Raw genomic sequence first — 25716 nt, forward strand, 5'->3', positions numbered from 1 at the left:
GCATGGCAGGGTTCCACTGCCACGCTCTTTCAGGATTTCCATGGCCGACCGCAACACTCCGCACGATCACCACCCCGGTGGATCCCACCCGCATCCCGCGGCCCCATCAGCAGGCGCCGCACCGGTGCGAGCCCCGGGCGCCCCCCGCATCGCCGTCTCCTGCTGCGGCGGCGGATGCGGCACGGCAGCCGCTGCCGCTCCCGAGCCTGCGGACGCCAACAGCTCCCACGACGGCCACGACCATGGAAGCGCCGGCGACCACGCCGGCCACGACCACGGGGCGCTGCCCGGCTGGGGCCGCATCGGCGCGGCGCTGGTGGTGGCGCTGGGATCGGAACTGCTGAACCTGCTGGGGCCCGACACCACCGCCTGGCGCATCGCCGGCATGGCACTGGCCGCCGTCGCCATCGGCTTGGCCGGGCTGGGCATCTACCGCAGCGGCCTGCGCTCGTTGTTGCGCGGCCAGTTGGGCATCAGCGCCCTGATGGCGGTGGCGGTGACCGGCGCCTTCCTGATCGGCCAGTGGCCCGAAGCCGCGATGGTGATGGCGCTCTACGCCCTGGCCGAGCGGATCGAGGAGCGCGCCGCCGACCGCGCCCGCAACGCCATCGGCGCCCTGCTGGCGCTGAGCCCCGACGAGGCCGAGATCCGCCAGCCCGACGGCGGCTGGCGCATAGTGCCGGCGGACAGCGTGGTGCTGGGCGCGGTGATGCGCATCCGCCCCGGCGGCCGCATCCCGCTCGACGGCACGGTGACCGCCGGCCGTGGCGCGGTGGACGAATCGAGCGTCACCGGCGAGAGCCTGGCGGTCGACAAGGCGCCCGGCGACCCGCTCTACGCCGGCACCCTCAACGCCCAGGCGGCGCTGGAAGCCACCGTCACCTCGGTCGCCGGTGCCACCACGCTCGACCGCATCATCCGCGCGGTGGAAGAGGCCCAGGCCAGCCGCGCCCCCACCCAGCGCTTCGTCGACCGCTTCGCCGCCGTCTACACGCCGGCCGTCTTCGTGATGGCGGTGGCCGTCGCGATCGGCGCGCCGCTGCTGCTGGGCTGGGGCTGGCTCGACGCCATCTACCGCGCGCTGGTGCTGCTGGTGATCGCCTGCCCCTGCGCCCTGGTGCTGGCCACGCCGGTGACGGTGGTGAGCGCGCTGGCGGCCGCGGCCCGCCGGGGCATTCTCGTCAAGGGCGGCAAGGGTCTGGAGGAGGCGCGCGGCATCCGCGCGGTGGCCTTCGACAAGACCGGCACGGTCACCGCCGGCCGGCCAGTGCTGGTGGCGCAGCAGACCTTCGGCAGCGACGCGGCGACCGACGTGGCCGCGGCGCTGGCCGGCCGGTCCGACCACCCGGTGTCCCGCGCCATCGCCGCCGGCCTGCACGCTGCCGACGCGCACGTGCCGCAGGACGCCACGGCCGACGACTTCGAGGCCCTGCCCGGCCGCGGCGTGCAGGGCCGGTTGGGCGGCCAGACCTGGCGCATGGGCAACCGCCGCCTGATGCAGGAGAACGGCGTCTGGAACGCATCCGTCGCCCAGGCCGTCGCATTGCACGAATCGCAGGGCCGCAGCGTGACGCTGCTGGCCGATAGCGACGCGGTGCGCGCCCTCTTCGCCGTGGCCGACACCCTGCGCCCCGAGGCCCGCGACGCCGTCGCGCAACTGAAGGCGCTGGGCATCGTGCCGGTCATGCTCACCGGCGACAACGGCGCCGCCGCCCAGGCGGCCGCCGCAGAGGCCGGCATCGACCAGGTGCAGCACAGCCTGCTGCCGCAGGACAAGCTGGCCGCGATCGCCGCCCTGCAGCAGCGCCACGGCATCACCGCGATGGCCGGCGACGGCATCAACGACGCGCCGGCGCTCGCCAAGGCCGACATCGGCTTCGCGATGGGCGGTGCCGGCACCGACGTCGCGATGGAGGTGGCCGACGTGGTCATCATGAACGACGACCTGCGCCGGGTGGCCGAGACGGTGCGCCTCTCGCGCCGTACCCACACCGTGCTGTGGCAGAACATCGCGCTGGCGCTGGGCATCAAGCTCGTGTTCTTCGCGCTGGCGCTGGCCGGGGTGGCAACCATGTGGATGGCCGTTTTCGCCGACATGGGCGCCAGCCTGCTGGTGGTGGCCAACGGGCTGCGCATGCTGCGGCAGGTACCGGTCCCGGTGCCCGACCCCGCGCCGCGTGGGGCCGCAGCCTGAGCCGCCACCGCGCACTGCCTACAATCCGCCTCCGATGATCCGCCGCCTCCTGACCCTGTTGCTCACCTGCACCCTGCTGCTGCAGGCGAGCTGGGCCGCGGCGCATTTCTGCCACGACGAGCTGCCGGCCGGCGTGCAGCCGAGCAGAGTGGCCGCAGCCGGGCCGACCGGCGCGGCCGGCAACGGCAGCGTGCCGGCCGACAGCCACGAGGCCTGCTGCGCGGTGGGCCATGCCTGCCACGGCCTGTCGCACCTGGCCGCGCCGGCCGGCGATGCCTTGCCGGCACCCGACCGGGTCGCCGCCGCGCCGCGCATCGCCCTGGTGCAGTTCCCGCCCGACTGGGCCGGCACCGCCATCGAACGTCCCCGCTGGTCCGCCGCCTGACGGCGGACCGCAACCCCTCATTCCCGTCCCATCTGCCGCCTGGTTGCGGTTCGCCGAAGTCGTCGTTTCCATGACCTTCGGAGAACCCTCATGCCCCTTTTTTCCGGGTGCCGCAGCGCGGCGCCTTTTCTCGGCACGTCGCCCACGGCGGCTGCCCTCCTTCGCGCGCGCTTGCGGGCCTGTCGCGCCATCGCCGCCGCAGCGCTGGCCACGGTATCGCTCGCGGCGTTCGCCCAACCCGCAGCCTCCGGCCTGCGCGGTGCCCTCGACGCCGCCTGGGCGCTGAGCGGCGACGCCCGCAGCCAGCGCGACCGGGGCGACGAGTTCGACGCCCGGAGCCGCGCCGCCCGTGCCACCTTCGCCGGACCGCCCACGGTCGGCATCGGCCAGCGCAGCGACCGGCTCCAGCGCAACGACGGCCGGCGCGACCTCGACGGCGAAGTCGCGGTACCGCTCTGGAACCCCGGAGTGCGCGACGCGACGCGCCGCACGGTCGAGGCCGACCGCACCGCCTACGAAGACGGCGTCGCCGCCGCCCGGCTGCAGTTGGCCGGCGAGTTGCGCGCCCTCGTCGCCGACGTGGCGCTGGCCCGCATCGCCCAGAGCACCGCCGAGCGGCGCAGCGCCCAGGCCGGCGTGCTGGCCGACGACGTGGCCCGCCGGGTGCGGGCGGGCGAATCGGCGCGGGTCGAGAACCTGCAGGCCGAGGCGCTACGCCGCCAGGCTGCGGGCGACGTGGCCGACGCGCAGCGCCAGGTGGCGCCGCTGCTGGCGCGATGGACGGCGTTGACCGCCTTGACCGAGGTGCCGCCGCCCGAGGACGAGCCAGCCCCGGGCAGCGCGCCGGGCACCACCGGCACCGCCACCGGAACGCGCACGAGCAGCCCGAACGACGGCGCTGCAGCGGCAGCAACCCTGCGGCCGCCATCGCCCGGAGCCGATCCGCGCATGCCCATGCCCGCCGACGAGCACCCCGCCCTGCGCGCCGCCCTTGCCCGGCTGCGCGCCGCCCAGGCGCGGCTGGCCCTCACCGACGCCGACCGCCGCGATCCGGTTGAGGTGGCAGTCGGCATGGGCCGCGAGCGGGAGGCGTTCGGCGACCGATCGAAGACGGCCCTGAGCGTCACCCTACGGATCCCCCTGGCGACCGAGAACCGCAACGCCCCCCGACAGGCCGCCGCCCGCGCCGAGTTCGCGCTGGCCGACGCGGCCTACGACGCGACGCTGCGGCAGGTGGCCGCCGAGGTGGCCGCCGCCCGCGACACCCTGGCCGCCAGCGAGCGCGCCGCCGCCGAGGCCGCCGAGCGCGCCCGGCTCAGCGGCGAGGCGCAGGCGCTGATCGCCCGGGCCTACCGCCTGGGCGAAAGCAGCCTGCCCGACCGGCTGCGCGCAGAGAACGAGCAGTACGAGGCCGACCGCGCCCTGGCCCGTGCACAGGCCGACACCCTGCGCGCCCGCGCCCAGCTGCGCCAGTCCCTCGGCCAGCTGCCATGAACATCCTTCCAGGAACCGCCATGTCCACCAATTCAAAGCCCGAAGTGCCTGCAGCCGGCGCGGCACGCCGGCTTCTAGCTATATTTTTCATAGCATTTTTCGCCACGGCGGCCCAGCGGGCCGCAGCGCACGGCGAGGCAGCGCCGCGCAGCCAGCCGGCCGCCCCCATACCGGCGGCCGACGCGGGCAAGACCTCCGGCGGCCCCGGTGCCGTAACCGCGACCGGCGCTCCTGCCGTCCCCGGCGCCGCAGTGTCCACCTTCACCACGCCCGACGGCGCCACGCCACGCGTCTCGGCACGCGGCGAACACCTCGAAATCACCGCCCTGCGCGACCACGGCACGCTGACGCTCTACCTCGACGACTACGCGACCAACACGCCGGTCACCGATGCGCAGGTCATCGTCGAACTGGGCAGCGCCTCGGGCACCGCGGCGCCGCAGCCCGACGGCAGCTACCGCTGGGCCCACGACAGCCTCGACGCCGCGCCGGCCGACACGGTCGTGCGCTTCACCGTGGCCGCCGGCAGCGATGCCGAGCAGATCGAGACCCGCCTGCCCGCCGGAGCCGATGCCGCGGCGCACCGCGACGAAGGCGGCGCCGCGCACCTGCCGCGCAGCGCGTGGATCGGCATCGCCGCCGCGGCCGCCGCGCTGCTGCTGGCCTGCGTTCTGTGGCGCCGTGCGCGCCGCACCGGCCACGCCCTGGCCGCCCCCGCCGGCACCTGAACACCTGACGAAAGTCGACCATGACACGCTTCATCCTCTTCCCCCTTCTCGCGCTCGGCCTGCTGGCCGGCGGCGCCTCTCCGGCCCGGGCCGATGCGGGCCACAGCCACGACGCCGCGCCCTCCATCGCCAACGGCGACGGCCCGCGCCGCCTGCCCGACGGCACGGTGTTCCTGCCCAAGTCCAGCCAGCGACCGCTGCAGCTGCGCACCACGCTGGCCGAGCGCCGGCAACTGCCCCGCACCGTCGAGCTGAACGGCCGCGTCATGGCCGACCCTTCGGCCGGCGGCAAGGTGCAGCCCACCGTGCCGGGCCGGATCGAGGCCAGCCCGCGCGGCCTGCCGCGCCTGGGCCAGGCGGTGGCACGCGGCGAGGTGCTGGCGGTGGTCCGCAGCAGCGCCGCTCCGCTGGAGGCGGCCAACCAGGTCGCCCTGGCCGCCGAGCTGCGTGCCAACCTGGGCGTGGCGCGCAGCCGCGTCGCCCGGCTGGAGCAGCTGGAAGGCACGGTGCCGCAGAAGGACATCGAGGCCGCCCGCGCCGAGGCCGCCGGCCTGGGCCAGCGGCTGGCCGCGGTGGGTGCCGGCGTCGGTGCGCAGGAAACGCTGCGCGCGCCGGTGGCGGGCGTGGTGGCGGCCATCGACGTCGTCGCAGGCCAGGTGGTCGATGCGCGCGACACGCTGTTCGAGATCGTCGACCCGGCCCGCCTGATCGTCGAGGCCCGCGCGTTCGACGCGTCGCTGGCCGCCCGGGTGGCCGGCGCCCAGGTGCTGGCGGTCACAGACACCGGCCCCGGCACGCCTATTCCGCTGGTCTTCAGCGGCGCGGGCCGGATGCTGCGCGAGGGCGCGATCCCGCTGCAGTTCCGCACCGCCGGCAACGCCGAGGTGCCGCTGGCGGTGGGCCAGCCGGTGCGGCTGTCGGTGCAGACGACCGAGCGGGTCGAGGGCTTCGCGCTGCCCGCCTCGGCCCTGGTACGCAGTGCCGCCAACCAGGACACGGTGTGGGTGCAGGCCGCCGCCGAGCATTTCGTGCCGCGCACCGTGCGGCAGGTGCCGCTCGACGGCGCCACCATCGCGGTGCTGGAGGGCCTGCGGCCCGGCGACCGGGTGGTGACTCAGGCCGCGCCCCTGCTCAACCAGGTGAGGTAGGCCCATGTTCGACCGCATCCTGCGGGCCTCTCTGGCCCACCGCCTGTTCGTGCTGCTGGCCGCCGTCGTGCTGATGGCGGCGGGCACCTTCACCCTCGGCCGCATGCCGGTGGACGTGTTCCCCGATCTCAACAAACCCACCGTCACCCTGCAGGCCGAGGTGGGCGGCATGGCCCCCGAAGAGGTCGAGCAGCTCATCACCTTCCCGCTGGAGACCGCCATGGGCGGGCTGCCCGGCGTGGAGGCGGTGCGCTCGGTCTCCAGCGTGGGCCTGGCCTTCGTGTACGTGACCTTCGACTGGAGCACCGACATCTACCGCGCGCGGCAGCTCGTCTCCGAGCGGCTGGCGGTTGTGCGCGAGCAGTTCCCGCCCGGCGTACAGCACGTGGGCATGGGCCCGGTCAGCTCGGTGATGGGCGAGATCATGCTACTGGCCCTGCCGATCGATCCGCAGAAGATCAGCCCGATGGCGGTGCGCGAGGTGGCCGATTTCGTCATCCGGCCCCGGCTGCTGACGCTGCCCGGCGTGGCGCAGGTGGTGCCGATCGGCGGCGATGTGCGCCAGTATCAGGTGCAGCCCGATACCGCCAAGCTGGCCGCGCTGGGCGTGACGCTGGAGCAGGTCTCGTCCGCGCTGCAGGGCTTTTCGGCCAACACCAGCGGCGGCTTCCTGGAGCTGAACGCGCGGGAGTACCTGATCCGCAACATCGGCCGCACCACGCGGCTGGAAGACCTGCAGCGCCTGCCGGTCGCCTGGAAGGGCGAGGCCGGCCGGCAACGGGCGATCCAGCTGTCGCAGGTGGCCGAGGTGGCGTTCGCGCCCGCCATCCGGCGCGGCGACGCGGGCTTCAACGGCCAGCCGGCGGTGGTGCTGGGCGTGCAAAAGCAGCCCGCGGCCGATACGGTCGCCCTCACCCGCAGGATCGAGGCTGCGCTGCAGGAGATGCAGCCGGGCCTGCCGGCCGGCATGGGCACCCCGGTGGTCACCATGCGGCAGGCCAGCTTCATCGAGGCCTCGGTCGGCACGCTGCAGGGCAAGCTGACGACCGCCGCGGTGGTGGTGGCGGTGGTGCTGTACTTCTTCATGCAGAACCTGCGGACCACCGCCATCTCGCTGGTGGCGATACCGCTGTCGCTGCTGGCGACGGTGCTGGTGTTCCGCTGGCTGGGCCTGTCGATCAACACGATGACGCTGGGCGGCCTGACCATCGCGCTGGGCGAATTGGTCGACGACGCGGTGGTGGGCGTGGAGAACATCGTGCGGCGCATGAAGGAGGCGCGACAGAAGGCCGGCGCGCACGGCGAGAAGCCCACCGTCGGCGACACGCTGGCCCTCGTGGCGCGCGCCACGCTGGAGGTGCGCTCGGGCATCGTCTACGCCACCGCGATCACGGTGCTGGTGCTGCTGCCGCTGTTCTTCCTGCCGGGCATCGAGGGCCGGTTGATGCAGCCGCTGGCGGTGGCCTACATCGTGTCGCTGCTGGCGTCGATGGTGGTGTCGGTCACCGTCACGCCGGTGCTGGCCGCCTGGTGGCTGCCGGGGCTGAAGAACCTCGACCACGGCGACACGCGGGTGCAGGCCTGGGTCAAGGCGCGCTATGCCGGCTTGCTGGCGGGCGTGCTGCGCCGGCCCGCCGGCTGGGTGGCCGCGGCCGGCGTCGCGGTGGTGGTGGCGGCGGCCACGGTGCCGCTGTTCCCGACCACCTTTCTGCCGCCGTTCAACGAAGGCACCGCCCTGGTGGGCCTGCGGCTCGACCCCGGCACCACGCTGGCCGAATCGAGCCGCATCGGCGCGCTGGCCGAGCAGGCGGTGCGCGGCGTGCCGGAGGTGGTGCACGTCGGCCGCCGCTCGGGCCGGGCCGAGCTCGACGAGCATGCCGAGGGCGTGCACGTGTCGGAGCTGGACGTGAAGCTGAAGCGCAGCGACCGGTCCCTGGACGCGGTCTACGCCGACATCCGCGCCCGCATCGCCCCGCTGCCGGGCGCCAAGGGCATCGGCCAGCCGATCGGCCACCGGATCGACCACATGCTCTCGGGCGTGCGCTCGCAGATCGCGATCAAGCTCTTCGGCGACGACCTGGACACGCTGCGCGGACAGGCCGAGGCGCTGCGGGCCCGGCTGGCCGGCATCCCCGGCATCGCCGACCTGGAGGTGGAGAAGCAGGTGCTCACCCCGCAGATCCAGGTGCGGGTCGACTACGACCGGGCGCTGGGCTACGGCATCGCCCCGGGGCAACTGCTGCGCGAGTTGCAGATGCTGGTCGACGGCGAGCGGGTGACCCAGGTGGTCGAGGGCGCCCGCCGCTTTTGGCTGGTGCTGCGGCTGCGCGAATCTTCCCGCGGCATGGAAGGCCTGAAGGGCCTGGTGATCGACACGCCCGGCGGCCGGATCCCGCTGACGCAGCTGGCGAGCTTCGAGGAGACCGACGGCCCCAACCAGATCAGCCGCGACGACGGCCGCCGGCGCATCGTGGTGTCCGCCAACGTGCAGGGCCGGGCGCTGAGCAGCGTGGTGGAGGACATCCGCGCCACCCTCGCGCAGACGTCGCTGCCGGCCGGATATTTCGTCACGCTGGGCGGACAGTTCCAGGCGCAGGAGGAGGCCTCGCGGCTGATCGGGCTGCTGTCGCTGGGCTCGGTGGCGCTGATCTTCCTGATCCTGTATGCCCGCTACCGCTCGGCGGTGCTGGCCGGCATCGTGATGGCCAACATCCCGCTGGCGCTGGTGGGTGCGGTGGCGGGGCTGTGGCTGTCGGGCCAGCCGCTGTCGGTGGCGGCGCTGGTGGGCTTCATCACGCTGGCGGGCATCGCGGTGCGCAACGGCATTCTGAAGGTGTCGCACTACGCAAACCTGTGCGCGACCGAGGGCGAGGCCTTCGGCACGCCGATGCTGCTGCGCGGCTCGCTGGAGCGGCTGACCCCGGTGCTGATGACCGCCCTGGTCGCGGCACTGGCGCTGGCGCCGCTGCTGTTCGAGGCCGAGATGCCCGGCACCGAGATCCTCTACCCGGTGGCGGTGGTGATCTTCTCGGGGTTGGTCACCTCGACCCTGCTGGACGCCTTCGTCACGCCGGCGATGGTGCGGCTGTGGGGACAGAAGCCGGTGGAGGCCCTGGCACGCAGCGGCGCGGCGGAATCGTTCTGATACTGCGCGAGAGAGAAGGCGCCGGGAAGGGGCCGCCGCTGCGGCCTCTTCCTCCTTTCGTCAGGCCTTGCGGCGCCGGGCGAAACGCACCACCGTCACGCCGGTGCGGGCCTGCCTCAGGGAGGGCATCACCAGCACGCAGTCGTCGTAGGGCGTGCGGATCGGGCCATCGTTTTCGCCGATCACGGTACCGGCCTTCGCGATCACCTCCAGCCCCTGGAACGGCTCGCTGAAGCGCACCGTGTCGGTCTGGGCGACGACGCCCTCGGTGACCTCCAGCACCCATTGCTCGGGCGCGTCCGGCAGGCGCCAGCCGGGCAGCAGGCGGTCGCATTCGCCGTCGTCGAAAATGCCCGACAGCGCCAGGAAGCGGACACACTGGTCCTGCGCCACGTCGCGGCTGGAGCGTGCGCCGTGGTAGCCGCACTCCACCAGCAGCGAGCGCACGCCGCCGGCGATCGCCGCCGGGTCGCCGAAGCGGCCGTAGTCGCGCATCCGCACGCCGTCCTTGTGGCCCGCATCGACGACGATGTGGATCGGCGCGCCCATCTGCACCGCCAGCGCCACGTTCTCGGGCGCCATGCCGGTGAGCGTCAGCGGCGGGCTGGGCTCGTGCATCGAGTGCAGGTCGAGCAGCCAGTCGGCCTGGGCCACCACCGGCGCCAGCTTGGCGACGCGGCGGCGCTCGGCCGTGTCGGCGGCGGCCATGCGGTCGTCCGACCACTGGCGGTTCATGTCCTGCTCCAGGAAGCGGGAGGCGTCGTGGTTGTACGGATCGAAGGTGTCGAACGCAGCCAGGTTGCAGAAGGCCAGCGTCAGGCTGCCGCGGCGCGGGCGCAGGCCGGCTTCCAGCAGGCCCTTCAAGGCCCAGGCGCCGCACAGCTCGTTGCCGTGGACCAGCGCGGTGATCATCACGTTGCGGCCGGGCTGCTCGGCGTGAAAACGCCAGACTCCGGGAATGCCCACGTTGCCTTCGCGCCAGGCGCCGATGTCGGGGGTGTCGAGTTCGAATGTCATGCGGTGCTCACTCGTCCTTGATGTCTGCGAACTGGACGATCTTGCGGTACTTCTCGATCTCCGAGTTCAGATAGGGCAGCAGGTCGGGCTGCTTGTCGGGCACGACCGAGCCCGCGGCCTCCATGCTCTTGCGGTACTCGGGCGACTGCAGCGCTTCGGCCAGGGCCGACTTCAGCTTGTCGGCGATCGGGGCCGGCAGGTTGGCCGGGCCCATCAGGGCGAACCAGACGCTGATGTCCACGCCCTTGAGCGCCGGCGTCTCGGCCAGGGCCGGCACGTCGGGCGTGGCGGCGGAGCGCTTGGCCTCGGTGGTGCCGATCGCGACCAGCTTGCCGCTCTTGATCATCGGCAGCGCGCTGGAGAGCACGAACACGCCCACGTCCAGGCTGCCGCCCAGCAGGTCGGTCGTCAGCGGGCCGGTGCCGCGGTAGGGGATGTGCACCATGGTGATGCCGCCCTGCTGCTTGACCATCTCGGCCGCCACGTGCAGCGAGGTGCCGACGCCCGAGCTGCCGTAGGTCAGCTTGCCCGGCTGCTCCTTGGCGATCTTCAGCAGATCGGCCGCGTTCCTGATGCCGCGCGCCGGCGTGGTGGTCAGCACCAGCGGCTGCGAGCCCACCATGCCCAGCGGGGTGAAGTTGCGCAGCGAGTAGCGCACCGACTTCTTCACCAGCGCGTTGATCGCGATCTCGTTGTTGGCGCCGACCAGGAGCGTGTAGCCGTCGGGCGCGGCCGAGGCCACCTTCTGCGCGCCGATCGAGCCGCCGGCGCCGCCCAGGTTCTCGACCACGACCGACTGGCCCAGCTTCGCCCCGAGCGCCTGGCCCAGGGTGCGGGCCACCAGGTCGGTGCTGCCGCCGGGCGGATAGCCGACCACCAGGGTGATCGGCCGGGACGGATACGCGTCGGCCGCGAGGGCGGGCGCGGCCGCGACCAGGCAGCTGCTCAGCACGCAGGACCATACGGCGGCGAGTCGGAAATGTTTCATGCGGAATCCCGTGGGTGGTGTGGTGGTCGAATTCTGGAAGCGGCGAACATGCGCTTATGTGCTTCTTCGGCACAACTTCATGCCGATATGGCACATTCATCGGCTTTTTCTCCTGCGGAGCGGCGGCATGCAACTGAAATGGCTGGAGGACTTCGTCACCCTCGCGGAAACCCTGAGCTTCAGCCGCGCGGCCGAGCTGCGCCATGTCACCCATCCCGCCTTCGGCCGCCGCATCCAGGCGCTGGAGGGCTGGACGGGAATGGAGCTGGTCGAGCGCGGCGCCAGCCCGGTCCGGCTGACCGCCGCGGGCACGCTGTTCCTCGACACCGCCCGGCAGATGGTGCGTGGACTGGAAGGCGCCCGCGACGAGCTGCATGCCGCCGCCGGCCGCCATGCCCGCACCGTGACCATCGCCACCGGCCGCACCCTGGCGCGCACCGTGCTGGCCGACTGGCTGGTGCGGCTGCATCCGCTGGTGCGCGACGCGCAGGTCCGGGTGCTGACCCGCAGCCTGGCCGACGCGGTGCAGCTGCTGGAGCGCAACGAGGCCGACTTCACCCTGGTCTACCACCACGCGGCGCTCACGGTGCAGCTGGACGGCCGGCAGTTCGCGCACGTCACGCTCGCCTCCGAGAAGCTGGTCCCCGTCTGCCGCGCCGACGCGCGGGGCGCCCCGGTGTTCCCCTTGCAGCACGCCGGGACCGTGCCGCTGCTGACCTACGGCCCCACCCTGGCGATGGGCCGGCTGCAGGAGGACTTCCTGGCGCACAACACCCGCCTGCCGCCGCTGCAGCGCTGCATCGAATGCGATTCGGCCGATGCGCTGGCCGAATACGCGCTCAAGGGCCTGGGCGTGGCCTGGCTGCCGTGGTCGATGGTGCAGGCCGACTGCAAGGCGGGCCGGCTGGCGCTGGCGGGCACCAAGTCGATGGAGATCCGGTTCGAGGTGCGGCTGTACCGGCCGAAGCGCCGGCTGTCGCCGCTGGGCGAGGCGGTGTGGCAGTCGGCGGCGCGGGCATAGGCCGCCCACCCCGGCCTTCCCATCGCCCAGCCTTTGGGCCGGGGCAACGGCGGTCCGCGCCGGTCGGCGCTAGCCCGGCTGCAGGGCGCCGCCGGTATTCACCTCGACGGTGATGTGCACCAGTTCCTCGTGCACCGCGATCAGCCGGCGGAACACCTCCGGCGCCACCGGCACCGCCGTCTGCAGCGCGACGATGCAGGCGAAGCGGCCCTTGCCGACGCGCCAGACATGCAGGTCGGTGACGGTGGCCGGCTCGGGCGCCAGGGCCACCGCCTCCCGCACCTCCTGCACCAGCGCCGGATCGCTCGTGGCGTCCAGCAGCACCCGGCCGGTGTCGCGCAGCAGGCCCCACGCCCAGACGGCCACCAGCACCGCACCGGCGATACCCATCAGCGGATCGAGCCACGACCAGCCCCAGATCCACCCCCCGACCAGCGCCAGGATCGCCAGCACCGAGGTGGCGGCGTCGGCGATCACATGCAGGTAGGCGGAGCGGAGGTTGAGATCGTGGCCGTGGTTGTCATGCTCGTCGTGTCCGTGTCCGTGTCCGTGTCCATGACCGTGGTCGTGGTCGTGGTCGTGGTCGTGGTCGTGGTCATGCGAATGTCGGTGCGAGCCGGAATGCAGCAGCCGCGCGCAGACCAGGTTCACCACCAGCCCCACCAGCGCGATACCGATCGCCTGCTCGTAGTGGATCGGCAGCGGCGAGAGCAGCCGCTCGACCGACTGCACCACCATCGCCACCGCCACGCCCACCAGCAGCAGGGCGCTGGTATAGCCGCCCAGCACCTCGATCTTGCCGGCACCGAAGGCGAAGCGGCGGTCCTTCGCCATCCGCCGTGCCGCCGCATAGGCCGCGGCCGAGAGGCCGAGCGCCACCGCATGCGAGCCCATGTGCCAGCCGTCGGCCAGCAGCGCCATCGAGTTGAAGATCCAGCCGCCCGCGATCTCCGCCACCATCATCGCCGCGGTGAGCCATACCGCCCGGCGGGTGTTGCGCTCGGCCAGCGGGTCGACCGCGTCGAAACGATGGGCATGGGCGCAGGATGCGCCGGCGGGCGGCGGCGGGGTAGCGTGCAGGGCAGACATTCGGGTTCCTCCAAGGCCGGCGAATATACTCCCCCCCAGTACCCCCGACGAGAATGCCCGCACCATGAGCCACACCATCCGCGACCAGAAGAAGCTTCTCGCTCGGGTGCGCCGCATCCGCGGCCAGACCGAGGCGCTGGAGAAAGCCCTGGTCGCCGATGCCGGCTGCGGCCCGGTGCTGCAGCAGATCGCCGCGGTGCGCGGCGCCGTCAACGGCCTGATGGCCGAGGTGCTGGAAGGCCATCTGCGCGAGCACCTGGCCGACGACGGCACCCCGCTGCCCGAGCGCCAGGCGGAACTGGATGCGGTGCTGGGCGTGCTGCGGTCCTACCTGCGGTGAGAAGGTGCGAGAGAACCTACTGTGCAGCCCGATTGAGCGCCTGCGGTCCTCACCGTACAGACGTACGGCTCCGGTCCTCGCCGCACACTCGGGCTTGCTCGCTACGGTTCTTTCGCACCTTCTAGGCACAACGGGCGACCCGGCAACAGCTATCGAATCGATAGCATCCAGTCGGCTCCACAAGCCGGCTACAGCCGTTCTTCTTTCGAATTCAGTCCCATTGCGCCATATCGGTTCCCGGCGGCACCGAGAGCCTATCCCAGCCGGCGGGTGTCGCTTCGAATTGCGCGCTGTGTCGGATCGCGGCCAGGGTGCCGAAGCCCGACGGCACGGTGTCCACATACGGCGCCGCGCCGGGCATCGCCTGCGCCAGTCCGCCGGCCACCCGGCCCAGGCTGCGCAGCCAGTGGCCGGTCTGCGCCAACGACACCTCGACATGCCAGCTGCCGCCCTCCTCCTGCTGCCGCACCAGCGCGGCCGATGCGCCCAGCGCCATGAAATAGCCGGTCGCTTCGTCGAGGATCTGCATCGGCAGCGCCTTGGGCGTGGCGCTGCCGGCGGCTTCGGCCTCGGCATGGTTGAAGCCGGTGGCGGTCTGCACCAGCGAATCGAATCCGCGGCGGCCGGCCCACGGGCCCTGGGTGCCGTAGGCGCTGAGCGAGACATGGACGATGCCCGGGCGCATCGCCGCCAGCGCCTCGGGCCCGAAACCCCGCGCCTGCAGGCCGCCCGGCCGGTAGCCCTGCAAGAACACGTGCGCCTCGCCCGCCAGCCGCCGCAGCGTGGCCTGGCCCGCTTCGGCGCGCAGGTCGACATGGGCCGAGCGCTTGCCGCGGCTGGTGTCGGCGATGGCGTCGATGTTGGGCAGGTGCGGCGCGTTGACCAGCATCACGTCGGCGCCGTAGGCCGCCAGCGCCCGTCCGCCGACCGGGCCGGCCAGGATGCGGGTCAGGTCCAGCACCCGGATGCCGTGCAGCGGACGCGCCCCCGCCGGCAGGGGCGGCAAGGCGCGCGGCGGTGCGTCGCCGATGCGGCGGAGGGTGAACAGCGGCTGGGCGGCGATCGCGCGGGCCTGCGGCGTGGCGTCCCACTCCGCGAAGCTGCGCAACGCGGTGGCGACCATGCCGGCATCGGCGGCGGCCTGCTCGAAATCGATGGCGCGCCAGGACTGCATCGCGCGCTCGGCATCGGTGCGCTGGGCCGTCGCCGGGTCCAGGCCCAGCAGCCGGAGCGCGCCTTTGCGGTGGTGGGCGAAGTTGGCGTGCACCCGCACCCAGCCGTCGGCCGCCTGGTAGAGCCCCGAGAAAGCGTCCCACAGCGGCGGCACGGTGCCGTCGATGCTGAACCAGCCGGTGCACTCGACAGCGGCATGGCGCATGTCGACCGCGATCCGCTGCGGCGGCAGCCCGCGCGCCTGGCCCAGCGCGCTGGCCGCGAGTGCGGCCGCGGCGATGCTGGCCTGCGCGGCGGTGCCGACGGCGAAGGACGAGGGCACCACCGGATCGGCACCGGTCAGCAGCGCCTGCGCGGCGAGTTCGACGGGCAGACCCGCGGTCTGCAGCAGCGCAGTGGTGACGGCGGCGGTGGGCGGTGGCGACGCGGCTGTGCCGCCGGTGGGGCCGCTGGCCGGAGTTTGTAGGGGAAACGTCGCGTTCATGGAATCACCTTTCTACCGACCGGATGTCGCGGTGCGCGGCCGGATAACCACTTCATCAGTGCGGTCCTACAGCACGAGGCCGCCGTGTCCCACCGGCCAGGTCCTGCGCCTCGACACAATCGAGTCATTCAAAAACGAAAGGATCTGCACCGTGAACTCCATCATCTACATCGTGGGCCTGGTCGTCGTCGTCGTTGCCGTGCTGTCGTTTTTCGGCCTGCGCTAAACGCTTCGGCTTCGGTTCCACTCCGGCGGGCCGGCCATCCGACAAGGGCCCCGTGCTGCGAAGCACGGGGCCCTTCGTCCATTCGCCTCCCCGACGCCCGAAGAGCCGCGACGCGGCTCCCGGCAAGGGTCAGATCAGCGCCACGCCGGTCTTGGCCTGCACCGTCTCGCGGGTCACGCCCGGCGCCAGCTCCACCAGCTTCAGGCCCTCGGGCACCACGTCCATGACCGCCAGGTCGGTGATGATCCGGTCGACCACGCCGACGCCGGTCAGCGGCAGGGTGCAGTCCTTGAGGATCTTCAGGTCCTCGGTGCCGTCCTTCTTCCGGGCGACGTGCTCCATCAGCACGATGACACGCTTCACCCCGGCGACCAGGTCCATCGCACCGCCCATGCCCTTGACCATCTTGCCGGGGATCATCCAGTTGGCCAGGTCGCCCTTCTCGCTGACCTGCATCGCGCCCAGGATCGAGAGGTTGATCTTGCCGCCGCGGATCATCGCGAAACTGTCGTGGCTGCCGAAGATCGACGAGCCCGGCAGCGTGGTCACCGTCTGCTTGCCGGCGTTGATCAGGTCGGCATCGACCGTCTCCTCGGTCGGGAACGGGCCGATGCCCAGCATGCCGTTCTCGCTCTGCAGCCACACCTCCTTGTCGCCGGTGAAGTTGGCGACGAGCGTCGGAATGCCGATGCCCAGGTTCACGTAGAAGCCGTCTTCCAGCTCGTCCGCCGCACGTGCGGCCATCTGGTCTTGGGTCCAGGGCATGTCAGGCTCCTTCGGTCTTGGTGGTTTGGGCGGGAACGTCGACCTTCGGCACGGCGACCTCGTCGGCGCCGACGGCCGCGGCCTGGGCGATCACCGCCTGGGCTTCCTCCTTGGCGGCGGCCACGTCGACCGGGGCCGCGGCGCTCAGGGTGCGCTTCTCGATCCGCTTCTCGGGCGTGGGGTTGACCACGATGCGGTGCACGTAGATGCCGGGCAGATGCACGTCGTCGGGGGCGATCTCGCCCACCTCGACCAGCCGCTCCACCTCGACGATGCACACCTTCCCGGCCATGGCAGCGGCCGGGTTGAAGTTGCGCGCCGTCAGCCGAAAGCGCAGGTTGCCGGACTTGTCGGCCACGTCGGCCTTGACCAGCGCCACGTCGGGCAGCAGGGCATGCTCCATGACGTAGGTCTCGCCGCCGAACTCGCGCAGCTCCTTGCCCTCGGCCACCTGGGTGCCGACGCCGGTCTTGGTGAAGAAGGCCGGGATGCCGGCGCCACCCGCGCGCAGCTTCTCGGCGAGCGTGCCCTGGGGCGTGAACTCCAGCTCCAGCTCGCCGGCCAGGTACTGGCGCTCGAACTCCTTGTTCTCGCCGACGTAGCTGGAGATCATCTTCTTGATCTGTCGCGTCTCCAGCAGCTTGCCGAGGCCGAAGCCGTCGACGCCCGCGTTGTTCGAGATGACGGTCAGGTCCTTGGTGCCGCTGTCCTTGAGCGCTTCGATCAGCGCCTCGGGGATGCCGCAGAGGCCGAAGCCGCCGACCGCCATCAGCTGGCCGTCCTGCACGACGCCCTGCAGCGCCGCCTTGGCGGTGGGAAAGACTTTGTTCACGGGTACTCCTTGTGACGGATGACGATCCGGATCTGCCCGCTACGATACTACGCATGCCATTACGTAGAAGCGCTTAAGCGCATACCCGCATGCCCGCGCCGTCCGCCCTGCCCGATGTCGACTACCGCCTGGCGTTCGACCTGGCGCCGCTGGGCCTGGTGCTCTCGCGCGACCGGGCGATCGTCGACTGCAACCAGCAGCTGTGCGAGATGTTCGGCGCGGCGCGGGAGCAGCTGGTGGGCCAGTCGTTTCGCATCCTCTACCCGAGCGCCGACGAGTACGAGCGCGCCGGCGCGCGCATCGCCCCGGTGATGAACGCCGCCGGCCGTTATGCCGACGACCGGGTGATGCGCCGCGTGGCCGGTGCCCGCCAGGGCGAGACCTTCTGGTGCCACGTGACCGGCCGCGCCTTCGACCGCGCCCGGCCGCATGCCGCCGGCATCTGGAGCTTCGAGGACCTGAGCGCCCGCCGCGCGGTGCGGGCCGAGCTGACGCCGCGCGAGCGCGAGGTGGCAGCCCACCTCACCACCGGCGGCCGCACGTCCAAGGAGATCGGCCGCGCGCTCGGCATCAGCCACCGCACGGTGGAGTTCTACCGGGCGCGGCTGATGCGCAAGTACGGCGCCGCCAGCGCCGCCGACCTGGTGCAGCGGCTGATGGCCGGCTGACCCGCTTTCGACCCCACGACCAGGAGACACCCGCCATGCAGACCCCCGATATCCAGGCCCTCGTGTTCGACGTGTTCGGCACGGTGGTCGACTGGCGCGGCGGCATCGTGCGCGAGGCCGTGCCTTTCCTGCGGCGCCATGCGCCGGGCACCGACTCCGCCGCCTTCGCCGATGCCTGGCGCGCCCGCTATGCGCCGTCGATGGAGGTGGTGCGCACCGGCGGCCGGCCGTTCGTGCGGCTGGACGTGCTGCACCGCGAGAACCTTCTGGCGGTGCTGCCGCAGTTCGGCATCGACCCGGCCCGCGTGCCGGCCGACGAGATCGATGCGCTCAACCTGGCGTGGCACCGGCTCGACCCGTGGCCGGACGCGGTCGCCGGCCTGGCGCGCCTGCGGCAGCGCTTCATCGTCGCGCCGCTGTCGAACGGCAACATCCGGCTGATGCTCGACATGGCCAAGCGGGCCGGCCTGCCCTGGGACGCGATCCTGGGCGCCGAGGTGGCCCAGGCGTACAAGCCGGCGCCCGAGGCCTACCTGCGCACCGCCGAGGTGCTGGGATTGCCGCCGGGGCAGGTCTGCATGGTGGCCGCGCACAACGGCGACCTGGTCGCCGCCCGGCAATGCGGGCTGCGCACCGCCTTCGTGGTGCGGCCGACCGAGCACGGGCCGGCGCAGACGACCGACCTGGTGCCCGAGCAAGCATGGGACTGGCAGGCGCCCGATCTCGAAGACCTGGCGCGGCAGCTGGGCGCCTGATGCCCCCGGCCTGATTCGCAGTGCGGCAGGCGCCGGCACCGCTTGCCAGCCGCCCGCGCCTGCTCAGGATTTCGCCGCTTCCTTGGCCTGCGCGAATGCGGTCAGCTCGGTACGGAACGCCCGCAGCTTCGCCTTCAGCCGCCGCTCGTTCTCCGGGCCCATGCGCACCAGGGCCTTCTGGCCGGACGACAGGGCTTCGAGCGCCGGATCGGCGAACTCGTAGCGCACCCAGGGCCGCTCCGATGCCATCTCGCCCTTGACCTCCAGTAGCCGCACCGCCAGCGGGCCGGTGGGCTCGGGCGTCTGCAGCAGGTGGTCGATCACCGCGACCAGGCGGTCGTTGAAGTAGCGCGCCGGGAATCCCAGCTCTTCGTAGGCACGCTGGAACAGCGGGTACATGCGCCGGTAGGCCGCCACCGCCTTGGCCGGATCGACCGATTCGGCCAGCTGCACGAACGGCGTGTAGCGGGCGGCGTTGTCGGGCGCGATCGTCTGCGCACCGGGCGCGCCGGCGACGGCGAAGCGCTGGCCGGTCGGCTGCACCGGCCACATCCGCGAAGCGGCGTGCTCGCGCGGCAGGTTGTCGACCGTCGCCACCACCCGGCGCACGAACCCGTCGACCTGCAGGAACTGCAGCACCGCCTTGGCGCCCAGCAGCTCGTCGAGCGCCGATTTCACCGCCGGGTCGGACACGGCCAGCTCGGGCAGCGGCGTCGGCTCGGGCGCTGGCGGCTCCACCGGGAATTCGGGGCCGGCCGGCGAGAGCGGCGGCGGCGGCTTGGGCGGCGTGGGCACCTCGCCCGGCGCGGCGGCCTGCGGCGGCAGGTCGGGCTGCGCGCTCTTGTTCTGCTGCTGCCAATACCACCAGCCGCCGCCGGCCAGCGCGGCGACCACCACCAGCGCGACCACCGGTTTCCAGGCACCGGAGCCTTCGGCGGGCGGCCGGAATTCTCTGTCGGACATAGATCTCTCCTGAACGCTTCTGGGACCGGGCCACGGCGGCGCAGCCCCGAACATCCTAGCCGCCGGCCCACGCGAAAGTGTCTCGCCCGGTCGCCGCCATGGCGACAATGGGTAACGGCAGGCGCGCCGGACGAAGCGCCCCGCCCCCACAACGACAGGAGACGACGACCATGACCGACCGCTACCCCCTCCCCGCCCTGGCCGACGTGCCGGACGACATCCGCGCCCGCATCCTGGCGGTGCAGGAGAAATCGGGCTTCGTGCCCAACGTGTTCCTGGCGCTGGCCCGGCGGCCGGCTGAATGGCGCGCCTTCTTCGCCTACCACGACGCGCTGATGGAGAAGGACACCGGCCACCTGAGCAAGGGCGACCGCGAGATGATCGTCACCGCCACCAGCGCCGCCAACCGCTGCCTCTACTGCGTGGTGGCCCACGGCGCGCTGCTGCGCATCTACGAGAAGAAGCCGCTGGTGGCCGACCAGGTGGCGGTCAACTGGCTGAAGGCCGACATACCGCCGCGGCAGCGCGCGATGCTGGCTTTCGCGATGAAGGTCTGCGACCAGTCGCATGCGGTGGAAGACACGGATTTCGCAGCCCTGCACGCCCACGGTTTCGACGACGAGGACATCTGGGACATCACCGCGATCACCGCGTTCTTCGGCCTCTCCAACCGGATCGCCAGCGTCACCGGCATGCAGCCGAACCCCGAGTTCTACTTGCTGGGCCGGGTGCCGCGAGAGAAGAAGTGAAATAATCCACTGCGCAGCCAGACTGCGCCGCTGCGGTCCTCGCAGCACCAAATTACGGCTCCCGGTCCTCGCAACACTCGGGCTTGCCCGCTACGGTTCTTTCACCTCTTCTGACCTGGGCCGGTATCTGCTATTTTTTCAATAGCACGATGCCGGCGATTGGCAACGGCCTCAGGCACTTTTCGCTTGAATATCGGCCTGCAGCAGCCCCAGCACCAGCCGCACCAGCTCGTCCTCGAAGGCGGGCGTTCCCAGCAGCGGCGAATCCTCCAGCGACGCGCTGCGGATCGCGCCCATCACCGCCCGGGTCACGACGAACATCATCGCGGGCGTCGGTGGGCGCACGCCGGGGGCGCCGCCCATTGCGATCAGCTGGCCCAGGGCCATCGCGTTGCGGTCGGCGCCTTCGCGCAGCGCCTGGGTGACGTTGTCGTGCCCGTCGAGACGCCAGGCCATGCGGATGAACACGCGCCGCGGCCGCGAGGCACCGCCGAAGGCCTTCACCAGCATCCGAACCAGGTCGCGCACCACCACCGCGATAGGCTGCCGCTCGGCCACCGCGCGGTCGAGCATCGCCTGCAGATCGGCCTGCGCCTTGTCGCGCTGGCGGTGGATCATCGCCAGCAGCACCGCCTCCTTCGACGGGAAGTACTGGTAGAGCGTGCCGATCGAGAAACCCGCCTTCTGGGCGATGCGGTTGGTGGTGAGCGCGCCCTCGCCTTCGGTTTCCACAATCTGAGCAGTGGCGTCGAAAATGGTCTCGATCGTGCGCTGGGCGCGGGCCTGGGTCGGCTGCTTGCGCATGCGGGACGCGGCTTCTGGCGGTGGGGTCTTCTTCAATCGGCACCTCGCTGAAAACTGAGCACAAGGCGAGTAGCGGCGCCGGCCCAAAACTGAATAATGCTCAGAAACCGCGGCTGTATCAAGCCGCGGGCTCTTTGCCGGAGACACCCGCATGACCGCCGCCACCGCCTTCCCCCCCGACCGCCTGATCGTCCGCAAGCTCGAAGTCGACCTGAAGCGCGGCTTCGCCCGCCACTGGCACGGCGGCCGCGCGTTCCGCAGCCAGTTCTTCAATGCGCTCTCGATGAGCTTTCCGGTGGGCGAGCAGTTCTTCATCGACTCGGTGCGCGACGCCGCGGCGCTGCTGCCGCCCGGCCCGCAGCAGGCGGCGATGCGCGAGAGGGTCGCCGGCTTCATCGGGCAGGAGGCGACGCACCGGCATATCCACGGCCTCTACAACGCCCAGCTGGAAAAGCAGGGCCTGGTCAACCGCTGGCAGCACTGGGCGGCCGACCGGATCGTGAAGTTCCGCAAACTGAAGCCGAACCCGCGCCACGCCCTGGCCATGACCTGCGCCTACGAGCACTTCACCGCCCTGCTGGCCGACGGCACCCTGCGCCACGCCCGCTGGCTGGAGGGTGCCGATGCCGACATGCAGACCGTCTGGCGCTGGCACGCCGCCGAGGAAACCGAGCACAACGCGGTGGCCTTCGACCTGTACCGGGCCGTGGGCGGCAGCTACAAATACCGGGTGCTGTGGTACCTGTACGTGGCGCTGCGCTTCGGCATCGATTCCACCGCGCAGACGGCGATCAACCTGTGGCACGACGGTACGCTGTTCAAGCCCGGCACCTGGATCGACGGCGTGCGGCTCTTCTGGGGGCGCGACGGGCTGGTGTGGCGCTGCGCCGGGCCGATGCTGCAGTACCTGCGGCGCGACTTCCATCCGTCGCAGGACCCGCATGCGGTGCCGGCCCAGACCCTGGCCGCGCAGTGGCTGGCGGCGCATGCGAACCTGTGGCGCGCGGTGCGTTGATGCTATATTTTCGATAGCTTGAGGCCGGCGGTGAGCGCCGGCTGCGGGCACTTTTGGCTCGAATTATTCGGCGGTATCGCCCATCACCAGCCGCCGTATCCAGTCGGGCAGCGGCACCGCCTTTTCCAGCACCGGATCGATCCAGATGGTGGTGGCGCCACCGGCGGCATGCACCACGCCCGGCTGGTCGGCCCGCTCCAGCGTGGCCCAGGTCTCGAAGGTGGTGCGGGCCGCATCGCTCACGTAGAGCTTCGCGACCACGTCGCCCGGGTAGCGCAGCTGGCGGTAGAAGTTGCAGAACGCGTTGACGATCACCGGCCCCACCGCGGTGGGCCCGCCCAGGCAGCCGATCGACTGCATCCAGTCGATCCGGGCCGTCTCCAGGTAGCGGAAGTACACCGCGTTGTTGACGTGGCCCATCGCATCCATGTCGCCCCAGCGGATCGGGATCGCCATCGAACGGACGAATGTCTTCTGCTGCGGAATCTCGATCTTCATGGGCGACGTGAGGGTGAATGCTGCGGGAGTGTGGCAGTGCCCGGAATAAAATCAGTCACGCACTGGACATGGCCTTTCGCAGGCCCGCCCGACAATCCCATTCCACGACAAGAAAAGCGTTCCATGACCCACGACGAGATCATTGCCCAGTTCGGTCCCCGCGAAGCCATGGAGTACGACGTGGTCGTCGTCGGTGGCGGCCCCGCCGGCCTCTCCACCGCGATCCGTCTGAAGCAGCTGGCCGCCGAACAGGAGAAGGAGCTGTCGGTGGTAGTGCTGGAGAAGGGCTCGGAGCCCGGCGCCCACATCCTCTCGGGCGCCATCATGGACCCGAAGGCGCTTAACGAGCTGTTCCCCAACTGGAAGGAACTGGGCGCGCCGCTGAACCAGCCGGTCACCGAAGACGCCTTCCTGTTCCTGGGCGAGAAGAGCGCCCTGCGCACCCCCAACTTCATGCTGCCGGGCTGCTTCCACAACCACGGCAACTACATCATCAGCCTGGGCAACCTGACCCGCTGGCTGGCCGAACAGGCAGAAGGCCTGGGCGTCGAGATCTTCCCCGGCTTCCCGGCCGCCGAGGTGCTCTACAACGAGGACGGCTCGGTCCGCGGTGTCGCCACCGGCAACCTGGGCATCGGCAAGGACGGCGAGCCGACCGACAACTTCCAGCTGGGCATGGAGCTGCACGGCAAGTACACGGTCTTCGCCGAAGGCTCGCGCGGCCACCTGGGCCGCCAGCTGATCGAGCAGTTCGACCTGGCCAAGGACAGCGATCCGCAGAGCTACGGCATCGGCATCAAGGAACTCTGGGAGATCGACCCCGCCCGCCACCAGCCCGGCCTGGTGATCCACGGTGCCGGATGGCCGCTGGACAACGCCACCTACGGCGGCGGCTTCCTGTACCACGCCGAAGACAACAAGGTGATGGTCGGCTTCGTGGTGGGCCTCGACTACCAGAACCCGTACCTGAGCCCGTTCGAGGAATTCCAGCGCTTCAAGACGCACCCCAACATCCGCTACTACTTCGACGGCGACGAGGAACACGGCATCAAGCCCGCCAAGCGGATCAGCTACGGCGCCCGCGCCATCACCGCCGGCGGCATGCTGGCCCTGCCCAAGACCGTGTTCCCCGGCGGCGCGCTGGTGGGCTGCGAAGCCGGCTACCTCAACGTCGGCCGGATCAAGGGCAGCCATTCGGCGATCAAGACCGGCATGCTGGCCGCGGAAGCCGCCTTCGAAGCGGTGCACGCCGGCCGCCAGCACGACGAACTCACCGCCTACCCCGAAGCCTTCGAGAAGAGCTGGCTGCGCGAGGAGCTCTACAAGGACCGCAACTTCAAGACCTGGTTCAAGAAGGGCCGCACCATCGGCACCATCATGACCGGCATCGAGCAGAAGCTCCTGGGCGGCAACATCCCGTGGACGATCCACCGGCGCGAGGCCGACCACACCCGCCTCAAGCGGGCGGCCGAGTGCAAGCCGATCAAGTACCCCAAGGCCGACGGCAAGCTGACCTTCGACCGGCTCTCCAGCGTGTTCGTGAGCAACACCAACCACGAGGAGCAGCAGCCCGCCCACCTGACCCTGAAGGACCCTACCGTCCCGACCCGGATCAACCTGCCCCAGTACGCCGGCCCCGAGCAGCGCTACTGCCCCGCGGGCGTCTACGAGTTCGTGGCCGACGAGGCGGCCGGCCCCGGGGCCGAGCGGCTGCAGATCAACGCCCAGAACTGCGTGCACTGCAAGACCTGCGACATCAAGGACCCGACCCAGAACATCGTCTGGGTGACGCCGGAAGGTGGCGGCGGGCCCAACTACTCGGGCATGTAGCCACAACGAACGGGGCCTCGGCCCCGTTTTGCATGGAGGGTGGCTGCTTGCAACAGCCGTGGCGTACGCTGCATCCGCCGAGATACAATGTATCTCACCGCCAACAAAGGATGCAGTATGGCCGCAACCACGATGGTCCACGTTCGGGTGGACGAACAGATCAAGGCGCAGGCAACCGAGACACTGGCCGCGATGGGTCTGACGGTGTCGGATGCGGTGCGCGTTTTCCTGACGCGCGTCGTCGCCGACCAGCAACTCCCGTTCGCCCTCCAGGCACCGAATGCCGAGACCCGCGCCGCGATGCAGGAGGCACGGGCCCTCGGCAAAGCACGTTTTGCCAAAGCCGACGATTTGATGCATGACCTCGAAAAAGGCGCCGGGCAGTAAGCGCGCCGCCCTGCCCCGGTCGTCCGACCGGACCAAGGCTTTCGCCAAGGACTGGACGCGGCTGTCGCATTCGGGCCGCTACGACATGCGGCGGTTGAAGGAGGCGATGCTGCTCCTGATCGCCAACGACGCGTCGCTCGGCGCCGAGTGGCTGGACCATGCGCTCCTGGGCGAATGGGCCGACCACCGCGAATGCCATGTGGGTGGGGATTTTTTGCTGATCTACCGGCTGGAGCAGAGCGGGGCAGACGAGCAGATCGTCTTCGTCAGGGCCGGCACCCACGCCGAGCTGTTCGACTGATCCGCCCGCTGCTCAGGCCTTCGTGCTTCCACCCACCCCGTACAGGATGCGCGCCTGCTCCTCGGCGCTCGGCTGGGGCGCGCCGGGCGGGTTGACGGTGTCGACCAGCGCATAGGCGCGCTGCACCGCGGGCCGCGCGCGGATGGTCTCGAACCAGCGCCGCAGGTGCGGGAAGTCGCCCAGGTCCTGCTGCTGCTTGGCGTGCGAGACGATCCACGGGTAGCTGGCCATGTCGGCGATCGAATAGTCGCCGGCGACGAATTCGCGGTCCGCCAGGCGGCGGTCCAGCACGCCGTAGAGGCGGGCCGTCTCGCGTACATAGCGGTCGATCGCATACGGGATCTTCTCCGGCGCGGCGCTTCCGAAATGGTGGTTCTGCCCGGCCATCGGCCCCAGGCCGCCCATCTGCCAGAAGAGCCACTGCAGCGCGTCGTTGCGGCCGCGCAGGTCCTGCGGGACGAAGCGCCGCGTCTTGTCGGCCAGGTACAGCAGGATCGCACCCGATTCGAACAGCGGGATCGGCGCGCCGCCGTCGGCCGGCGCATGGTCGACGATCGCGGGGATGCGGTTGTTGGGCGCGATCGCCAAAAACTCCGGCGCGAACTGTTCGCCCTTGCCGATATGGATGGGCCGCACCGTGTAGGGCAGGCCGGCCTCTTCCAGGAAGATGCTGATCTTGTGGCCGTTGGGCGTGGTCCAGTAGTAGAGGTCGATCAT

At 71.2% G+C, this 25716-nt stretch carries 26 protein-coding genes; 16 read left to right on the forward strand and 10 right to left on the reverse strand.

Going from position 1 to position 25716, the window contains the following annotated elements; genetic code table 11:
• Positions 1 to 40 precede the first annotated feature (40 nt).
• The 6 genes from ASE76_RS10685 to ASE76_RS10710 all read left to right on the forward strand — a co-directional run bounded on the left by ASE76_RS10685 (position 41) and on the right by ASE76_RS10710 (position 9094).
• On the forward strand, positions 41 to 2194 hold the full coding sequence (locus ASE76_RS10685; protein WP_055838825.1) for a cation-translocating P-type ATPase: 2154 nt from the start codon (positions 41 to 43) through the stop codon (positions 2192 to 2194).
• 34 nt (positions 2195 to 2228) lie between these two features.
• Positions 2229 to 2579 carry a hypothetical protein gene (locus ASE76_RS10690; protein WP_055838828.1) on the forward strand — a complete coding sequence of 117 codons (351 nt, stop codon included), beginning with the start codon at positions 2229 to 2231 and terminating at the stop codon, positions 2577 to 2579.
• A 171-nt stretch (positions 2580 to 2750) separates the two neighbouring features.
• Positions 2751 to 4073 (forward strand): TolC family protein, encoded by a 1323-nt coding sequence (locus ASE76_RS10695; RefSeq protein WP_055838832.1) that lies wholly within the window; start codon positions 2751 to 2753, stop codon positions 4071 to 4073.
• Positions 4074 to 4093: 20 nt separating this feature from the next.
• Positions 4094 to 4801, forward strand: coding sequence for a hypothetical protein (locus tag ASE76_RS20550; RefSeq protein WP_156362652.1), 708 nt, complete (start codon positions 4094 to 4096; stop codon positions 4799 to 4801).
• Positions 4802 to 4821: 20 nt separating this feature from the next.
• The gene (locus ASE76_RS10705) at positions 4822 to 5949 is read left to right on the forward strand and encodes an efflux RND transporter periplasmic adaptor subunit (RefSeq protein ID WP_055838838.1); all 1128 of its coding nucleotides are present in this window, start codon (positions 4822 to 4824) and stop codon (positions 5947 to 5949) included.
• A 4-nt stretch (positions 5950 to 5953) separates the two neighbouring features.
• Positions 5954 to 9094 carry an efflux RND transporter permease subunit gene (locus ASE76_RS10710; RefSeq protein ID WP_055838841.1) on the forward strand — a complete coding sequence of 1047 codons (3141 nt, stop codon included), beginning with the start codon at positions 5954 to 5956 and terminating at the stop codon, positions 9092 to 9094.
• A 60-nt stretch (positions 9095 to 9154) separates the two neighbouring features.
• On the opposite strand, the gene ASE76_RS10715 is transcribed toward ASE76_RS10710, so the two are convergent.
• Together ASE76_RS10715 and ASE76_RS10720 are read right to left on the reverse strand one after the other, a co-directional pair.
• A complete protein-coding gene (locus ASE76_RS10715) occupies positions 9155 to 10111 on the reverse strand; it encodes a succinylglutamate desuccinylase/aspartoacylase family protein (RefSeq protein ID WP_055838844.1) in 957 nt (318 codons plus the stop codon).
• A 7-nt stretch (positions 10112 to 10118) separates the two neighbouring features.
• Entirely contained in the window at positions 10119 to 11099 is a 981-nt protein-coding gene (locus tag ASE76_RS10720) for a tripartite tricarboxylate transporter substrate binding protein (protein WP_055838846.1), read from the reverse strand.
• A gap of 127 nt (positions 11100 to 11226) precedes the next feature.
• Between ASE76_RS10720 and ASE76_RS10725 the strand changes: the two genes are divergently transcribed.
• Positions 11227 to 12120 carry a LysR substrate-binding domain-containing protein gene (locus ASE76_RS10725; protein WP_055838849.1) on the forward strand — a complete coding sequence of 298 codons (894 nt, stop codon included), beginning with the start codon at positions 11227 to 11229 and terminating at the stop codon, positions 12118 to 12120.
• Positions 12121 to 12189: 69 nt separating this feature from the next.
• On the opposite strand, the gene dmeF is transcribed toward ASE76_RS10725, so the two are convergent.
• A complete protein-coding gene (gene dmeF / locus ASE76_RS10730) occupies positions 12190 to 13209 on the reverse strand; it encodes a CDF family Co(II)/Ni(II) efflux transporter DmeF (protein ID WP_055838852.1) in 1020 nt (339 codons plus the stop codon).
• 64 nt (positions 13210 to 13273) lie between these two features.
• Between dmeF and ASE76_RS10735 the strand changes: the two genes are divergently transcribed.
• Complete coding sequence (locus ASE76_RS10735; RefSeq protein ID WP_055838855.1) at positions 13274 to 13549, forward strand: metal/formaldehyde-sensitive transcriptional repressor; 276 nt, start codon at positions 13274 to 13276, stop codon at positions 13547 to 13549.
• Positions 13550 to 13760: 211 nt separating this feature from the next.
• Here the strand turns inward: ASE76_RS10735 and ASE76_RS10740 are convergent, their stop codons facing one another.
• Positions 13761 to 15206: a CoA transferase gene (locus ASE76_RS10740; protein WP_082448312.1), complete on the reverse strand. Its 1446-nt coding sequence runs from the start codon at positions 15204 to 15206 to the stop codon at positions 13761 to 13763.
• Between ASE76_RS10740 and ASE76_RS20555 the strand changes: the two genes are divergently transcribed.
• On the forward strand, positions 15205 to 15432 hold the full coding sequence (locus ASE76_RS20555; RefSeq protein WP_156362654.1) for a hypothetical protein: 228 nt from the start codon (positions 15205 to 15207) through the stop codon (positions 15430 to 15432). The genes ASE76_RS10740 and ASE76_RS20555 overlap by 2 nt on opposite strands.
• Positions 15433 to 15561: 129 nt before the next feature.
• Here the strand turns inward: ASE76_RS20555 and ASE76_RS10745 are convergent, their stop codons facing one another.
• Complete coding sequence (locus tag ASE76_RS10745; RefSeq protein ID WP_055838858.1) at positions 15562 to 16197, reverse strand: 3-oxoacid CoA-transferase subunit B; 636 nt, start codon at positions 16195 to 16197, stop codon at positions 15562 to 15564.
• A gap of 1 nt (position 16198) precedes the next feature.
• Positions 16199 to 17029, reverse strand: coding sequence for a CoA transferase subunit A (locus ASE76_RS10750; RefSeq protein WP_055838861.1), 831 nt, complete (start codon positions 17027 to 17029; stop codon positions 16199 to 16201).
• An 89-nt stretch (positions 17030 to 17118) separates the two neighbouring features.
• Here ASE76_RS10750 and ASE76_RS10755 point away from each other — a divergent pair, with 89 nt between their 5' ends.
• Positions 17119 to 17697, forward strand: a complete 579-nt coding sequence (locus ASE76_RS10755; RefSeq protein WP_055838864.1) for a PAS and helix-turn-helix domain-containing protein — start codon at positions 17119 to 17121, stop codon at positions 17695 to 17697.
• A 35-nt stretch (positions 17698 to 17732) separates the two neighbouring features.
• The gene (locus ASE76_RS10760) at positions 17733 to 18452 is read left to right on the forward strand and encodes a haloacid dehalogenase type II (RefSeq protein ID WP_055838867.1); all 720 of its coding nucleotides are present in this window, start codon (positions 17733 to 17735) and stop codon (positions 18450 to 18452) included.
• 63 nt (positions 18453 to 18515) lie between these two features.
• Here the strand turns inward: ASE76_RS10760 and ASE76_RS10765 are convergent, their stop codons facing one another.
• Positions 18516 to 19415 carry a DUF3014 domain-containing protein gene (locus ASE76_RS10765; RefSeq protein WP_055838870.1) on the reverse strand — a complete coding sequence of 300 codons (900 nt, stop codon included), beginning with the start codon at positions 19413 to 19415 and terminating at the stop codon, positions 18516 to 18518.
• A gap of 170 nt (positions 19416 to 19585) precedes the next feature.
• Here ASE76_RS10765 and ASE76_RS10770 point away from each other — a divergent pair, with 170 nt between their 5' ends.
• Complete coding sequence (locus tag ASE76_RS10770; protein WP_055838873.1) at positions 19586 to 20164, forward strand: peroxidase-related enzyme; 579 nt, start codon at positions 19586 to 19588, stop codon at positions 20162 to 20164.
• 171 nt (positions 20165 to 20335) lie between these two features.
• On the opposite strand, the gene ASE76_RS10775 is transcribed toward ASE76_RS10770, so the two are convergent.
• The gene (locus ASE76_RS10775; protein WP_055838876.1) at positions 20336 to 20968 is read right to left on the reverse strand and encodes a TetR/AcrR family transcriptional regulator; all 633 of its coding nucleotides are present in this window, start codon (positions 20966 to 20968) and stop codon (positions 20336 to 20338) included.
• 151 nt (positions 20969 to 21119) lie between these two features.
• Here ASE76_RS10775 and ASE76_RS10780 point away from each other — a divergent pair, with 151 nt between their 5' ends.
• A complete protein-coding gene (locus tag ASE76_RS10780; RefSeq protein ID WP_055838879.1) occupies positions 21120 to 21983 on the forward strand; it encodes a metal-dependent hydrolase in 864 nt (287 codons plus the stop codon).
• A 63-nt stretch (positions 21984 to 22046) separates the two neighbouring features.
• Here ASE76_RS10780 and ASE76_RS10785 read toward each other — a convergent pair whose 3' ends face one another.
• A complete protein-coding gene (locus ASE76_RS10785) occupies positions 22047 to 22481 on the reverse strand; it encodes a thioesterase family protein (protein ID WP_055838882.1) in 435 nt (144 codons plus the stop codon).
• A gap of 123 nt (positions 22482 to 22604) precedes the next feature.
• On the opposite strand from ASE76_RS10785, the gene ASE76_RS10790 reads away from it, so the two are divergent.
• The 3 genes from ASE76_RS10790 (at position 22605) to ASE76_RS10800 (ending at position 24999) form a co-directional block, all read left to right on the forward strand.
• On the forward strand, positions 22605 to 24311 hold the full coding sequence (locus ASE76_RS10790; RefSeq protein ID WP_055838886.1) for an electron transfer flavoprotein-ubiquinone oxidoreductase: 1707 nt from the start codon (positions 22605 to 22607) through the stop codon (positions 24309 to 24311).
• A gap of 117 nt (positions 24312 to 24428) precedes the next feature.
• Positions 24429 to 24698, forward strand: coding sequence for a type II toxin-antitoxin system RelB/DinJ family antitoxin (locus ASE76_RS10795; protein ID WP_055838889.1), 270 nt, complete (start codon positions 24429 to 24431; stop codon positions 24696 to 24698).
• Complete coding sequence (locus ASE76_RS10800) at positions 24670 to 24999, forward strand: type II toxin-antitoxin system YafQ family toxin (protein WP_055838892.1); 330 nt, start codon at positions 24670 to 24672, stop codon at positions 24997 to 24999. The genes ASE76_RS10795 and ASE76_RS10800 overlap by 29 nt, the downstream gene beginning before the upstream one ends.
• Positions 25000 to 25011: 12 nt before the next feature.
• On the opposite strand, the gene ASE76_RS10805 is transcribed toward ASE76_RS10800, so the two are convergent.
• Positions 25012 to 25716, reverse strand: coding sequence for a glutathione binding-like protein (locus ASE76_RS10805; protein WP_055838895.1), 705 nt, complete (start codon positions 25714 to 25716; stop codon positions 25012 to 25014).

Source organism: Xylophilus sp. Leaf220 (genome assembly GCF_001421705.1).
GTDB lineage: Bacteria > Pseudomonadota > Gammaproteobacteria > Burkholderiales > Burkholderiaceae_C > Xylophilus.